Source organism: Kitasatospora fiedleri (assembly GCF_948472415.1).
Classification (GTDB): domain Bacteria; phylum Actinomycetota; class Actinomycetes; order Streptomycetales; family Streptomycetaceae; genus Kitasatospora; species Kitasatospora fiedleri.
Genome location: NZ_OX419519.1, coordinates 4,108,450 through 4,121,621 on the forward strand (window position 1 = coordinate 4,108,450; position 13,172 = coordinate 4,121,621).

Annotated in this window: 11 protein-coding genes and 1 tRNA gene; 5 read left to right on the plus strand and 7 right to left on the minus strand. The window is 73.4% G+C overall.

The window, feature by feature from the left end:
- Window positions 1–83: 83 nt before the first annotated feature.
- Window positions 84–1,226: a Glu/Leu/Phe/Val dehydrogenase dimerization domain-containing protein gene (locus QMQ26_RS19025; protein ID WP_282202087.1), complete on the minus strand. Its 1,143-nt coding sequence runs from the start codon at window positions 1,224–1,226 to the stop codon at window positions 84–86.
- A 162-nt stretch (window positions 1,227–1,388) separates the two neighbouring features.
- Between QMQ26_RS19025 and QMQ26_RS19030 the strand changes: the two genes are divergently transcribed.
- Entirely contained in the window at window positions 1,389–2,327 is a 939-nt protein-coding gene (locus QMQ26_RS19030; protein WP_282202088.1) for a hypothetical protein, read from the plus strand.
- 530 nt (window positions 2,328–2,857) lie between these two features.
- Window positions 2,858–3,064, plus strand: a complete 207-nt coding sequence (gene bldC, locus QMQ26_RS19035) for a developmental transcriptional regulator BldC (protein ID WP_030459248.1) — start codon at window positions 2,858–2,860, stop codon at window positions 3,062–3,064.
- A 395-nt stretch (window positions 3,065–3,459) separates the two neighbouring features.
- On the opposite strand, the gene QMQ26_RS19040 is transcribed toward bldC, so the two are convergent.
- Window positions 3,460–3,533: transfer RNA gene (locus QMQ26_RS19040), tRNA-Asp, on the minus strand.
- 115 nt (window positions 3,534–3,648) lie between these two features.
- Window positions 3,649–7,623 carry an ATP-dependent RNA helicase HrpA gene (gene hrpA, locus QMQ26_RS19045; RefSeq protein ID WP_282202089.1) on the minus strand — a complete coding sequence of 1,325 codons (3,975 nt, stop codon included), beginning with the start codon at window positions 7,621–7,623 and terminating at the stop codon, window positions 3,649–3,651.
- A 274-nt stretch (window positions 7,624–7,897) separates the two neighbouring features.
- On the opposite strand from hrpA, the gene QMQ26_RS19050 reads away from it, so the two are divergent.
- From QMQ26_RS19050 to QMQ26_RS19060, 3 genes are all read left to right on the plus strand, one after another.
- Complete coding sequence (locus QMQ26_RS19050; protein ID WP_100837088.1) at window positions 7,898–8,242, plus strand: WXG100 family type VII secretion target; 345 nt, start codon at window positions 7,898–7,900, stop codon at window positions 8,240–8,242.
- Window positions 8,243–8,321: 79 nt separating this feature from the next.
- On the plus strand, window positions 8,322–9,458 hold the full coding sequence (locus QMQ26_RS19055; protein WP_282202090.1) for an NlpC/P60 family protein: 1,137 nt from the start codon (window positions 8,322–8,324) through the stop codon (window positions 9,456–9,458).
- 146 nt (window positions 9,459–9,604) lie between these two features.
- Complete coding sequence (locus QMQ26_RS19060) at window positions 9,605–10,042, plus strand: PGPGW domain-containing protein (RefSeq protein WP_100837086.1); 438 nt, start codon at window positions 9,605–9,607, stop codon at window positions 10,040–10,042.
- A gap of 136 nt (window positions 10,043–10,178) precedes the next feature.
- Here the strand turns inward: QMQ26_RS19060 and QMQ26_RS19065 are convergent, their stop codons facing one another.
- The 4 genes from QMQ26_RS19065 to QMQ26_RS19080 form a co-directional block, all read right to left on the minus strand.
- A complete protein-coding gene (locus QMQ26_RS19065; protein WP_100837085.1) occupies window positions 10,179–10,862 on the minus strand; it encodes an oxygenase MpaB family protein in 684 nt (227 codons plus the stop codon).
- Window positions 10,859–12,091, minus strand: a complete 1,233-nt coding sequence (locus QMQ26_RS19070) for an MAB_1171c family putative transporter (RefSeq protein WP_100837084.1) — start codon at window positions 12,089–12,091, stop codon at window positions 10,859–10,861. Before QMQ26_RS19070 ends, QMQ26_RS19065 begins: the two co-directional genes overlap by 4 nt.
- Window positions 12,084–12,560: a hypothetical protein gene (locus tag QMQ26_RS19075; RefSeq protein ID WP_282202091.1), complete on the minus strand. Its 477-nt coding sequence runs from the start codon at window positions 12,558–12,560 to the stop codon at window positions 12,084–12,086. The genes QMQ26_RS19070 and QMQ26_RS19075 overlap by 8 nt, the downstream gene beginning before the upstream one ends.
- 95 nt (window positions 12,561–12,655) lie before the next feature.
- A complete protein-coding gene (locus QMQ26_RS19080; protein WP_158585451.1) occupies window positions 12,656–13,093 on the minus strand; it encodes a helix-turn-helix domain-containing protein in 438 nt (145 codons plus the stop codon).
- Between the last annotated feature and the right edge of the window lie 79 nt (window positions 13,094–13,172).

A 13,172-nucleotide genomic window follows, 5' to 3' on the forward strand; every position in this document is an offset into this window, starting at 1 on the left:
CGGGGGACGGACTGAGAATCCGGTTCCACATCGTGATGCGCGGGGCCGGGCGGCGCCGGCCCCGCGCGCACGGGCGGTCCGGGTCAGCCCCGGCGGGCCCCCGGGAGCAGCACCGAGCGCAGCGCGCCGATCTCCCGCATCCGCTTCTCGGCGAGCCGGTCGGCGGCCACCGCGGGCGGGACGCCGTCGGCGGCGGCCCGGGTGAAGATCTCCAGGGTGGTGTCGAAGATCCCCGTCGCCTTGGTCTTGGCCCGGTCGAAGTTGAAGCCCTCGATCTCGTCGGCGACCTGGATCACGCCGCCGGAGTTCACCAGGTAGTCGGGCGCGTACAGGATGCCGCGGTCGGCGAGGTCCTTCTCGACGCCCGGGTGGGAGAGCTGGTTGTTGGCCGCGCCGCAGACGACCGCGGTGCCGGCCGCGCCCAGCGCGGCGACGGTGTCGTCGGTGAGCGCGCCGCCGAGCGCGCAGGGGGCGTAGACGTCAAGCGCGGAGGCCAGCAGGGCGCCGGTGTCGGCCACCACCTCGACCTCCGGGTGGGTGGCCCGGACCCGGTTCACGGCGGCCTCGGAGACGTCGGTGACGACCACGGTGGCGCCGTCCGCGACCAGGTGGCCCACCAGGTAGTGGCCGACCTTGCCGACGCCGGCCACGCCGACCCGCTTGCCGCGCAGGGTGGGCCGGCCCCAGCGGGCCTGGGCCGAGGCCCGCATGCCCTGGAAGACGCCGAAGGCGGTCAGGATCGAGGAGTCGCCGGCGCCGCCGTGCTCGGGCGAGCGGCCGGTGACGAACTCGGTCTCCCGGGCCACCACGTCCATGTCCCGCACGTAGGTGCCCACGTCGCAGGCGGTGATGTAGCGGCCGCGCAGGGACTGCACGAAGCGCCCGTAGGCGCGCAGCAGCGCCTCGTTCTTGACCTTCTCGGGATCGCCGATGATCACGGCCTTGCCGCCGCCGAGGTCGAGCCCGGCGAGGGCGTTCTTGTAGCTCATCCCGCGGGAGAGGTTCAGCGCGTCCTGGAGCGCCTCCTCCTCGGTGCCGTACGGGAAGAAGCGGGTGCCGCCCAGGGCCGGGCCGAGGGCGGTGGAGTGGATGGCGATGATCGCCTTGAGGCCGGAGGAGCGGTCGTGGCAGAGCACGACCTGCTCGTGCCCCTCGCCGTCCCGGTCGGTGCCGAAGACCCGGCTCAGCACGCCTGGTGCGGTGTGCGTGGTGTGTACGTCGGTCACGGTGGTGACTCCAGTAAGGATGGCCCGCGGCGGTGGTGCGGGCGTCTGAGTGGAAGCCTAGCCTCGGGAACACCTTCGAATCCGCCCTTCGGGGGCCCCCGGAGGACAACGACCGAAGCCGTCCGCGCGACACCCTGACGGTTCCCGCGGGCGCGTGCGACGATGCCGGGCGTGACCGTCTGGCGCACGACCGTGCTTCCTCCGTACACCGCGCAGCTGCGGGTCTACGAGCCGCTGGCCGCCTTCCCCGAGCCCGACCGCGCCCGCTGGCAGGCGTACGCCGCCGAGCACGGCCCCGACGCCGAGGGGCCGGGGCGGCCGGTGACCGCGGCGGCGCTGGCCGAGCAGCGGGCCGCGCTGGCGGGCCTGGCGGCCCTGACGCCCCGTCCGCTGCCCGCCCGGGAGGACGGACGGGCCTTCGTGCGGGCGCTGGACGGGGTGGTCTACGTCTGCCCCTGGACGACCCGGCTGCGCAGCTGGCTGGCGCTCCAGGAGCTGCAGCGGACGCTGCCCGCGCACCTGGTGGACACCGTGCTGCCGCCGGCCCTGCGGACGGCCGCGGAGGCGGACCGGGCGCGCTGGCAGCAGGAGCACCCCGACGCCCGGCCGTGGATCGCCTCCAGCCGCTGGGAGGTGCCGCTGCGCTGGTTCCTGCCGTTCGGCGAGGAGGACCGCCGGCACGTGCCGGCGGGGGAGTACGGCTCCTCGGGGGAGGGCGAGCGGCCGGAGCCGGCCGCGCTGTTCTACCTGACGCCGATGGTGCAGGCCCGCCGCCGGGTGGCCCGGGCCTACCGGCTGCTGCGGAAGGGGGCTCCCCCGGCCGAGGGCCGGGGGAGGGCGCCGGGCGGGCCGCTGGCGGACGGCGCGGAGGAGGTCGGGCGCTGGCTGGAGGAGTTCCACCCGCGCTCGCTGGTCGAGCTGGACTACGGCGGCCTGGCCCGGCTGCTGGGCCCGCGGGCGCTGGCCGAGGAGCGCTCGGTGGGCGAACTGGCGGACGGGCTGGGCGCCCTGCGGGCCGGGGACACCGCGGCGGCGCTGCGGGCCTACGAGGGGCTGACGGCGCGCTGGCGGCGGGTGCTGGCGCTGCGGCAGGCGTCCTGAGCGGGCCGTGGCAGGTCCGGGCGGCGTGGGGGCGGCGTGGGGGCGGTGTGGGGGCGGGGCGGCCGGGGGAGGTGACGGGGCGTCAGAAAATTGCCTCTGGCCGAACTCCGGCGACCGGGGGAGGATGGTCCATACCATTGGCGCGGTTACCGGGACCATGGTCCCGGATCGGGTCAATCCCCACGGAACGTGATACTACTCACCGTTGACGCGAACTCAGACCTATATGCCAAAATGGGACAACCAGCCCAAGCTCACTCAGGCGTGCCGCACCGTGACCGGACGTCACCGCTGCGTGACTGTCCGCTATGGGGTGGTCCGGGGCCTTCCGTCGCTCTTGAACCCGTGAGGGGTCAATTTTGGCGGTTTGGCCGATGGGGCTGGACGGATGGTGTAGTTGTAGACACCAGGACAAGCCGTTCGTCCTATAACCGACTCGGCCCGTCCGTGCCATTTCGGGCATCGGGGGCCAAGGTGCAGAATTTGAAGGATAGAACCGCCCTGGTTCGGTTCTCCCGAGGAGGCCGCTCATGACCGCTCGTACCCCTGACGCCGAGCCCCTGCTGACGCCGGCAGAGGTCGCCACGATGTTTCGTGTGGACCCGAAGACCGTGACCCGCTGGGCCAAGGCAGGCAAGCTCACGTCGATCCGGACTCTCGGCGGCCACCGCCGCTACCGCGAGGCGGAGGTGCGTGCCCTGCTGGCCGGTATTCCGGCCCAGCGCACCGAGGTCTGATCCCCCCGTTCGTTCCGGCAGCCCCCCGACTCCGCCGGGTCGGGGCGCGGCCGACAGCTTGAGGGCCGCCGCCTTCCGACTCCGCCGGGTCGGAAGGGGCGGCCCTCCGGCATGTCCGGGGCCGGTCCGCGGGGCGGGCGGGGGAGGGGGTGCGGGTGCTCCGGAAGGGGTTCCGGGCGGAATCCGGCATTCCCTTTCGGATGATCATCGCAGGGGGGCGTAGCCGGGAAAGGCAGTGCAATTTTATATATTAAATCAGGGCGCTTTGCGGAGATGCTCCCGAAGTGGCATCTCAAAAGCCGTCCAGTGACGGTCGTCACAGTCGCGCGCCTTGCGCCGGGCTCCGGAAACGCGATAAGGCCCGGAACCATACGGTTCCGGGCCTTACGCTACTGCGATCCCGACGGGACTTGAACCCGCGACCTCCACCTTGACAGGGTGGCGAGCTAACCAACTGCTCCACGGGACCAGTGTTCTGATCCTTGCCCGCCTGCTCTCGCCTGCGAACAAGACAGACTGTACTGCATGGCGACCCCCCAGGTCGAACCGGCTCCGGAGCCCCCGGAGCCGGCTCCCGACCCGCCTCAGAGGGACGCCGCGGCGGCCTCCATCGCCTTGAGGATGCGCTTCTCCGACACCGGGCTCGGCGTGCCCAGCCCCTGGGCGAAGAAGCTCACCCGCAGCTCCTCGATCATCCAGCGCACCGCCCTGATCTCCGGCGACGGCTCCCGGCCCGCCGGCACCTTCGCCAGCAGCTCCCCGTACGCCTGCTGCACCGCCTGGACCTTCACCAGGTTCTGCAGGTCCCGCTGCGGGTGGTTGGGCAGCGCCTCCAGGCGGCGGTCCACCGCCAGCAGGTAGCGCTTCAGGTCGCCCAGGCGCTGCCAGCCCGTCCCGGCCACGAAGCCCGGGTGCACCAGCGAGGCCAGGTGCAGCCGGACGTCGTTCACCGCGGAGAGCAGCACCGGGCTGGAGACCGACTTCAGCCGGGTCGACGCCTTGTGGAAGGCGATCAGCGCCGACGCGGTCTTCAGCGTGGTGTCCGCCGACAGCTCGTACAGGTCCGCCCGGACCTTGTCGTACAGCGCCCCGAACGCCTCCGCCTCCCAGACCACCCCGCCGTTGAGCTCCATCAGGCGGTCGGTCGCCGCCGCCACGACGTCCTCGAACAGGGCCTGGACCGACCCGTGCGGGTTGTACGACAGGGCGAGCTTGGCCTGGTTGCCCAGCCGGCCCTGGATCGGCTTGGCCGGGGAGTTCACCCGGAGCATCAGCAGCCGGCGGGTGCCCGCCCACATCGCCCGCTGCTGGGCCTCCGGGGTGTCGAACAGCTTGATGCCCACCGAGGCGCCCTCGTCCACCAGCGCCGGGTAGGCGCGCAGCGAGTGGCCCCGGGAGCGCTGCTCGAAGGTGCGCTGGAGGACCGGCAGGTCCTCCGGCCAGGCGGTCAGGCCGGTGCGCTCGATGCCCCGGCCGGAGGCGGCGCTGGAGAGCGTCGCGGACAGCTTCGGCCGGAGTTCGCGCCGCAGCTCCTCCAGGTCCTTGGACTCGGCGAGCTTCCGCTTGCCGTCCACCACCCGGAAGGTCACCTTCAGGTGGTCCGGGACGCGCTCCTCGTCCCACGCCTCCGGCGGGATCGGCAGGCCCGACATCCGGTGCAGCACCCGCTCCAGCGTCGGCAGCAGCGGCTCCCGGCGGTCCGTCAGCTCGCGCATCGCGGCCCGCGCGTAGTCCGGGGCCGGGACGAAGTTGCGCCGGACCGCCTTCGGCAGCGAGCGGATCCAGGCCGTCACCAGCTCCGCCCGCAGGCCGGGGATCTGCCAGTCGAAGCCCTCCGACACCACCTGGTTGAGCACCGCCAGCGGGATGTGCACCGTCACGCCGTCCGCGTCGCTGCCCGGCTCGAACTGGTACGTCAGCGGCAGGCGCAGCTTGCCCTGCTGCCAGAAGTCCGGGTAGTCGGCCTCGGTGATCCCGTCCGCCGAGTCGTTGATCAGCATCGACTTCTCGAAGTTGAGCAGGTCGGGCTGGTCGCGCCGGGTCTTCTTCCACCAGGCGTCGAAGTGCCGCCCGGAGACCACGTCCTCGGGCAGCCGGGCGTCGTAGAAGTCGAACAGGGTCTGGTCGTCCACCAGGATGTCCCGGCGGCGGGCCCGGTTCTCCAGCTCCTCGACCTCGTCGAGCAGCTTGCGGTTCTCCGCGAAGAACCGGTGGTGGGTCTCCCAGTCGCCCTCCACCAGCGCCGAGCGGATGAACAGCTCCCGGCACAGCTGGGGGTCGATCCGGCCGTAGTTGACCTTCCGCTGGGCGACGATCGGCAGGCCGTACAGCGTGACCCTCTCGTACGCCAGCACCGCGCCGGCCTTCTTCTCCCAGTGCGGCTCGCTGTAGCTGCGCTTGATCAGGTGCGCCGCCAGCGGCTCCACCCACTCCGGCTCGATCTTCGCGTTGATCCGCGCCCACAGCCGGGAGGTCTCCACCAGCTCGGCCGACATCACCCAGCGCGGCGGCTTCTTGAACAGCCCCGAGCCCGGGAACACCGCGAACCGGGCGCCGCGGGCGCCCGCGTACTCGCGCTTCTCCGCGTCGAACAGGCCCAGGTGGGAGAGCAGGCCGGAGAGCAGCGCCTGGTGGATCCGGTCCGCGTCCGGTTCGGCGTCGTCGAGTGGCTCGTCGATGGTGACGCCGAGCTGCTTGGCGATGGTGCGCAGCTGGACGTAGACGTCCTGCCACTCCCGTATCCGCAGGTAGTTGAGGAACTCGGACTTGCACATCCGGCGGAACGCCGAGGAGGACAGCTCCTTCTGCTGCTCCCGCACGTAGCGCCAGATCGACAGGTAGGACAGGAAGTCGGAGGTCTCCGACTGGAAGCGGCGGTGCCGCTCGTCGGCGGCCTGGCGCTTCTCGGCCGGGCGCTCGCGCGGGTCCTGGATGGAGAGCGCGGCGGCGATCACCATCACGTCGCGGACGCAGCCGAGGCGGTCGGCCTCCAGCACCATCCGGGCCATCCGCGGGTCGACCGGGAGCTGGGCGAGCTTGCGGCCCAGCTCGGTCAGCCGCTTGCGGTGGTCCTTCTCCTCCGGGTCGAGGGCGCCCAGCTCGTGCAGCAGGTTGACGCCGTCCTTGATGTTCCGGGAGTCCGGCGGGTCGAGGAACGGGAAGGCGGCGATGTCGCCCAGGCCGGCCGCGGTCATCTGCAGGATCACCGAGGCCAGGTTGGTGCGCAGGATCTCGGCGTCGGTGAACTCGGGGCGGGAGAGGAAGTCCTCCTCCGAGTACAGCCGGATGCAGATGCCGTCCGAGGTGCGGCCGCAGCGGCCCTTGCGCTGGTTGGCGCTGGCCTGGCTGACCGCCTCGATCGGCAGCCGCTGCACCTTGGTGCGGTGGCTGTAGCGGGAGATCCGGGCGGTGCCCGGGTCGATCACGTACTTGATGCCGGGGACGGTCAGCGAGGTCTCGGCGACGTTGGTGGCCAGCACCACCCGGCGCTGCGAGGAGCGCTGGAACACCCGGTGCTGCTCGGCCGAGGAGAGCCGGGCGTACAGCGGCAGGACCTCGGTGGACTTGAGTCTCAGCTTGGTCAGTGCGTCGGCGGTGTCGCGGATCTCGCGCTCGCCGGAGAGGAACACCAGGACGTCGCCGGGCCCCTCGGCCTGGAGCTCCTCGACGGCGTCGCAGATGCCCTGGATCTGGTCCCGGTCGCGGTCCCGGTCGTTGCCGTCCTCGTCGTCGAGGTCTTCGTCCTCGACCAGCGGGCGGTAGCGGACCTCGACCGGGTAGGTGCGGCCGGAGACCTCGATGATCGGGGCGCCGTCGAAGTGCGCGGCGAAGCGCTCCGGGTCGATGGTGGCGGAGGTGATGACCACCTTGAGGTCGGGGCGGCGGGGCAGCAGCTGCTTGAGGTAGCCGAGCAGGAAGTCGATGTTCAGGCTGCGCTCGTGCGCCTCGTCGATGATCAGGGTGTCGTACTGGCGCAGGTCCCGGTCGGTCTGGATCTCGGCCAGCAGGATGCCGTCCGTCATCAGCTTCACCAGGGTGTCCTGGCCGGCCTGGTCGGTGAACCGGACCTTCCAGCCGACCGCCCCGCCCAGCGGGGTGTCCAGCTCCTCGGCGACCCGCTCGGCGACCGTGCGGGCGGCGATCCGGCGCGGCTGGGTGTGGCCGATCAGGCCCTGGACGCCGCGGCCCAGCTCCAGGCAGATCTTCGGGATCTGGGTGGTCTTGCCGGAGCCGGTCTCGCCCGCCACGATCACCACCTGGTGGTCGCGGACGGCGGCCAGGATCTCGTCCTTCTTCTGCGCGACCGGCAGCTCCTGCGGGTACCGGATCACCGGCACCGCCGCCCGGCGGGCGGCCACCCGGGACTCGGAGCGGTCGAAGTCGGAGGCCAGCTCGGTCAGCACCTTCTGCCGGCCCTCGGCCGACCTGACCTTGCGGGTGCCCTCCAGGCGGCGGCCGAGGCGCTGCGCGTCGCGCAGCATCACGCCGGGCAGCCGGGCGGCCAGCTCCGCGAACGTGGGGGCGGGCTGCTGGGCTACGGGAGAACTCACTGCGGGCATCCCTCTAGGTTGCAAAAAGTGGGGGCCGGGGCGCACCTCGGTTTTCGAGCACATCCAGTGTCACAGGCCGGGCGGCCGGACCGCGAACAACCGGCCCGCCCCGCGTCCGGCCCGCCGCCGCCCGGGTCCGGCCGCCGCCGCCCGGCCGCTGCGCCGGTTCCGCCGACACCCGCCCGCTTCCACCCCGTACCCGCCCGTTTCCCCCGGGGCCGGTACTGACTAGCCTTGGGGGAACAGGCTTTCGGGGAATCCACGGGGAAACAGGGGGACGGTCATGGATCTGTGGGGAGACGTCAAGCACCTCGCCGGTGACGTGGTCAAGGTCGGCGAGGACATCGTCATGGCTCCGGCCGAGATCGCGCACTGGGCGCTCGGCAAGATGTTCGGCGACGCCGACGCCGAGCTGAACAAGATCGCCCAGGAGCTGGCCGAGCTGAGCAAGCAGGTCGACGGCCTCGGCCGCGAGGTCAGCGCGGTGCTCGGCGGGCTGACCTGGCACGGCGCGGCCGCGGACGCCTTCGTCTCGCACGCGCAGGGCCGGGTCCGCGAGCTGAACTCCGTCGCGGACGAGCTCGGGCAGCTCGGCGACTCGGTCAAGCAGCTCGCCAACGTCCTGTAGCGCCGACCGACCGTCGACCGACCGCACCGCACCGGGCCCGACCGCTACGGGCCGGGCCGACCACAGGGGGAACAACACGATGGCGGGGAACGAGTTCGGCTTCCAGCCGGGCGAACTGCTGAAGATCCAGCAGGACTTCACGCAGGTCAACCAGCGGATGCAGGAGATGGCCGGGCAGCTCGGCCACATCAAGGCGACCGTCGCGAAGGCGGCCGCCACCGACGTGTTCTCGGGCGGGATCATGGGCGTCCTCGGGGCCGGCCCGATCCTGGCGGAGGTGGCCCGGGACGTGCAGGCCATCAACGCGCGGGCCGAGGCGCTGATGAAGACCAAGGAGCGGCTCACCAAGGAGCTGGGCGAGGACGCGGCCAAGATCAAGCAGCTGATCACCTCGTACGAGGAGGTCGAGCGGAAGATCGCCGAGGACCTCAAGCGCAAGCACTCCGAGGAGACCGGGCCCAAGTCGCCCGGCACCGGGATCGACAGCGTCGACAACGGCAAGGGCGGCGCAGGCAGCGGCGGCAGCGGCGGCCACACCGGGCAGCCCTCCTCGCCGCACACCGGGACCGACGGCGGCGGTGGCGGGACGGGCGGCAGCGGCGGCCACGACACCAGCGGCAACGACGGCTCCGGGATCGTCAGCGGCCCCGGCGGCAAGCACGACGGCCCGAAGCTCAAGGACCGCTCGACCGGCGACTGGAAGACCAGGATCGTCAACGGCAACAGCTGGGACGCCTGGTCCGACCACCGGCACCCGCGCAACGGAGAGGGCGGCGGCGCCAAGGCCCAGCCCAAGCTGGACGGGGTCTCCGACGAGCGCAAGGCGATGGTGGAGCGGGCGATGGAGCGGGTCAAGCGCAAGCTCGGCTACAGCCAGGGCGCCGTCACCAACGGCTACCGGGTCGACTGCTCCGGCTTCCTCTCCGCCGCCTGGGGCCTGCCCGGCCCCGGCACCACCACCGGCCCGCTGATCAGCGAGTCGGCCGGCATCGCCCACCACATCGCCCGCAAGGACCTCCAGCCGGGCGACGCCCTGGTCGTCCACCACACCAGCGGCGACCACGAGCAGCACGTGGTGCTGTTCGGCGGCTGGGCGGACGCGGCGCACACCCGGGCGATCATCCTGGAGGACTCCGGCAGCCAGGGCTGCGTCTCGCACGAGGAGCCGATCTCCAAGCTGGCCGAGTACACCCCGATCCGCAAGAACGGGATGTGACCCGCCGTCGGGGCGCTCCTCCCGTCCGCCCGGCCGTCCGTCCGGTCGGACAGGAGCGCCCCGACGCGTGTCCCGAGGCGTGCCCGGGCGGCCGGGGGCGGTGTCGGGGCACCGGGAACCGCGGGCCGTCCGGTTAGGGTGGGCTGATGAACCAGCAGCAGCGGCCGGGATTCGAAGCGGACCCGACGGAGGTCCACCCGGTGGCCCGGGTGCTCTTCGCGGTGGTCGGCGTGGCCCTGATCGTGGTGGGCGTGGTGCTGCTGGTGCTGCCCGGCCCGGGCATGCTGCTCCTGCTGGCCGGCATGGTCCTGGTCGCCCGCGCGGTGCCCGCCTTCGCCCGCTTCGTGGAGCCGGTCCGGGTCAAGGCCATGCAGGGCGTCGAGGCGAGCGTCGCCTCCGGCTGGCGGATCGCCGGCTCGGTCCTCGCCGGACTCGGCCTGATCGCCGCGGGCGTCGTCGCCGGGCTGGTGCCCTCGCTGCCGCTGGCCGGCTGGGCGACCGGGTCGAGCCTGATCCTGTCCGGCCTGATCCTGCTCGGCCTGCTGGCCTGGAGCTACCGCCGGGTGCACGGCCCGCGCCGCTGAGCGACCGCGCAGTGCTGCCCGGCCCGGCCCGCGCCGCTGAGCGACCGCGCAGTGCTGCCCGGCCCGGCCCGCGCCGCTGAGCGACCGCGCAGTGCTGCCCGGCCCGCTGCCGGGCGTCTGCGCGCGTGCCGTCCCGTCAGCGCAGCAGGCGGAAGGCGAGCCGGGCGGCCGCGCGCAGCGGCAGGGGCGGGCGGGGGACGGCGAAGGCGGCGCGCAGCGGGGGGTCGAGGAGGGCCGCGGCGAAGGCGGGGGCGTGGCGGGCGAGCGGGCCGGGGAGGCGGGCGGCGAAGACCGGGGCGACGGCCCGCCAGAGCTGCCGGCCGGCCTCGCTGGGGGCGAACCGGGCGGTTTCGAACTCCCGCATCCAGGCGGCGGTCTCGGCCAGGGTGGGCCCGGGGAGCGGCGGCAGGCCGAGTGCCCCGGCGAGCGCGGCGGCGAAGGCGGCGGCCGCCTCGCGTTCGGCGGCGGTCCCGGCCGCGTACGTGACCGGGCAGACGGTGAAGCAGGCCAGCACGTAGCGCATCAGCTCCGCGTCCACGCCGGGGAGGCGGTGCAGCGCGGCGAGTGCGGCGACGGTCTCCCGGCCCGCCGGGCTGTCCACGCCGTGGCCGATCAGGGCGAACATCATGGCGCCGGTGGCCTTCGCCCGGGCCTTCGGCGCGGACGCCAACTTCCCGGTGCCGGACAGGACTTCGGCGATCTCGGGGACGGCGAAGGTGCGGACGAAGCCGAGTGTCAGGCCGACCCGGGCGCGCTGCGGGCGCCGGTGCAGGACCAGGGCGGCGAAGGCGTCCCGGGCCGGTGGCGGCGGGGTGGTCACGGGAGGGGTTCCAGGGCACGGTCGAGCAGCGGGGAGCGCAGGTAGCAGGCGACCAGGACCAGGTGGGCCCGCTCCTCGGCCGGGTCGGTGTCCAGGCCGGGCAGCGCGGCCTGCTCCTCGCGGGGGCGGGGCGGGGTGCCGGCGGCCAGGGCGGCGACGGCGGAGCGCAGCGCGGCGGCGACCACCAGGGCGTCCCGGTGGCTCCGGGCGAGCGAGGCCCGGCCGGCCAGCCGCCGCGCGGCGTCCACGGCGGCGGGGTCGACGAACGGACGGAGCGTCAGCTGTCCGTCGCGGATCTCCAGCCCGCGCCGGGTGGTGCGCCACTCCAGGTCGCGCAGGGCGGCGCGTTCGCGCCAGGCGGGGGAGGGCGGGCCCTCCAGGGCGAGGCGGCGGTCGGCGCGGTAGACCAGGTCCCAGAGCGGGCGCAGGGCACGGAAGTCGCGGCGGCGGGCGGCCCAGGCGGCGCCGGCCGGGCCGGCGAAACCGCAGGTGATGCCGATCGCGCCGAGGGCGGCGAAGGCCGGGCCGAGGGCGGTGCTGAGCCACTCGGCACCGCCGACGCCCGCGTAGGCGAGGGCGATCGCGGCGAGCTTGCACAGCACGTAGCCGCAGGCGGTGAGCGCGCCGAGGGCGAGCAGCCGGATGCCGCGGCGCAGCCAGCCCTCGGGGAGCCGGGCGGCGTGGCCGAGGCAGACCCGGCCGATGTCGATCAGCGCGTAGGCGAACAGGCCCTGGTAGAGCGCCAGGAACAGCGCGGTGGCGGTGCGCGGGGCGAAGGTGGTGTCGAAGGTGAGCGGCGTCTCGGGCCGGTACGGGCCGCCGGCCAGGAAGAGCGCGGCCAGGACGGGGACGAGCGCGGCGAACACCGCGGCGCGGCGGCGCACCAGCTGCCGCAGCCGGTCGTCCAGCGGCGCCCAGATCAGGGCGCCGGCGCGCTCCTCGGGCGGGGTCCAGACCAGGGCGAGCACCACGGCGGCGGCGGAGAAGCCGACGATGCCGAGGTAGACGAACAGGGTGGCCAGGTTGCCGACGCCGGTGAGGTGCCCGACCGCCCGGTACAGCAGCGGGGAGGCCAGCAGGAAGGCGGTGGCCGGGGAGGCGATCGCCAGGGCGACCACCAGCAGCCCGAACGACGGGTCGCGCCGCCAGGCCCGCAGCTTCAGTGCGGCGACCAGCCAGGCGGCGCTGCCGATACCCAAGTAGACCAGGTTGTACGGCAGTTCAGACATGCTGTCCTTTGCGGTGCTCCAACGCGGGGGCGAGCTGCGAGGTGGTGCCGGCGCCCGGGGCGAGCACCAGGAGGCGCATCAGCTCGGCGCCGAGCACCTCGGCCTCCTCCTCGGCGGCGTCGTCGTAGTGCGAGCGGCCGAGCACCAGCCGGAGCATCTCCGGGTCGATGGTGGGCAGTTCGACCCGGGCGGTGTCCGGGTCGAGCAGCGCGGGCTCGGTCAGGTGGCCGCACAGCAGGTGGGCCAGTTCGTGGCAGACGATGTGCGCCCGGTGCAGCCCGGAGGTCTCCTGCTCGACGTGGACGACGTCCTCGGCGGGCAGGCGCTCGACGAAACCGGAGGGCTCGCCGACCCGCATCCGGCGCGGGGCGATCCGGATCGGACGCCCCAGGTGCGCCGAGACCGCGTCGCACAACTCCTCGACGGTGCTCAGCGGCGGCAGGCGCAGGTCGCGCGCGACCGCCCGCATCCGGCGCCGGGTCCGGCCCAGTCCGCTTCCCACACCCCGCACGTCGACCCCTTCCGGCAGCCGCCAGTGTCCCAGCGGCACCTGCTGGCGCTCCGTCACGTCACCGGGCCGGCCTCGTCCGGCTGCCCGTCGGTCAGGCCCACGGCCCGCCGCAACTGCTCCACAATAGTGAGTGCGGCGTCCTGCATCTCCGGCGGCAGCCCGGCCGCCCGCATGGCGATCCGCTCGACCCTGGCGTCCCGCAGCGCCTCGATCTTGCGCAGGTCCTGCTCCACCGCGCGGGCGGTCTCCGAATCGGAGAAGTAGTCGAGCGGGACGCCGAAGAACCGGGCGATCCGGACGGCGTTCTCCAGGCTCGGCTTCTGGGAGCCCTTGCGCAGGTTGCCGATGTACGTGCCGCTCAGGCCGGTGCCTTCGGCGATCTCACTGTCCCGCCAGGGACGGCCGAGGTCCTTGGGGTAGATCACCGCTATCAGGCGCCGGAAGCGGCTGGCGAAGTCCGGGACTTCGGCGCGGGGGGTTTCCTGGGGCATGTGCCGGATCATAGAGGCTCCTTACCCCCGGGCGTATCCCTCGTCCGTCCTGTTCTGCACGATCGTTGGGGAATCGGTG